The organism is Vibrio sp. 1562 (assembly GCF_033340155.1).
Lineage (GTDB): Bacteria > Pseudomonadota > Gammaproteobacteria > Enterobacterales > Vibrionaceae > Vibrio > Vibrio alginolyticus.
The window spans coordinates 1-715 of sequence record NZ_JAWOVY010000316.1 but is presented as its reverse complement, the minus strand read 5'-3'; the positions used below and the strand labels follow the sequence as shown (position 1 = coordinate 715).

Genomic DNA, 715 nt, shown 5'->3' with positions numbered 1-715 from the left:
GGAAGTATTCTTCGCTCTCTTTTGGTCCGGTTAACACAATCGGCATCGGCTGATCAGCATTGTCTGGATGCATCATGATACCAAGAATGTACAGCAACTCTTCAGCAGTACCCGGACCACCCGGGAAGATCACAATACCATGCGCCATACGAACAAACGCTTCTAAACGTTTTTCGATGTCCGGCATGATGATCAGCTCGTTAACGATTGGGTTTGGCGGCTCAGCGGCAATGATTGAAGGCTCCGTCAAGCCAAGGTAGCGTTGCTCGGTGTAACGCTGTTTAGCGTGACCGATTGCCGCTCCTTTCATCGGGCCTTCCATCGCACCTGGTCCACAACCCGTACAGATATTAAGTTCACGTAAGCCAAGCTCGTTACCCACTTCGCGCGTGTATTGGTATTCAACGCCATTGATTGAATGGCCGCCCCAACAGACGACGAGATTTGGTTCAATACCGGGAGTGAGCGCGCCTGCGTTACGCAAAATACCAAACACAAGGTTGGTAATATGCGTTGGGTTAGTGAGATTGAGGCGCTGACTGTCAGCCAAGTGCATGTTCACGTAAACGATGTCACGCAGTACAGAGAATAAGTGTTCTTGAATGCCTTTAATGATCTCTCCATCGACAAACGCATGCTCTGGTGGGTCGGTCAGCTCTAGCTTAATGCCACGCTCGCGGCGCACTACATTCCCCTCAACCGCTTTGTGTTGATC

Annotated in this window: 1 protein-coding gene; it reads right to left on the bottom strand. The window is 50.6% G+C overall.

The genetic code is table 11. The annotated features are described in order from the left end of the window. Window positions 1-715 (bottom strand): pyrimidine/purine nucleosidase domain-containing protein (locus tag R7Z49_RS24915; protein WP_318112369.1); only part of this gene is annotated, 715 nt, incomplete at both ends.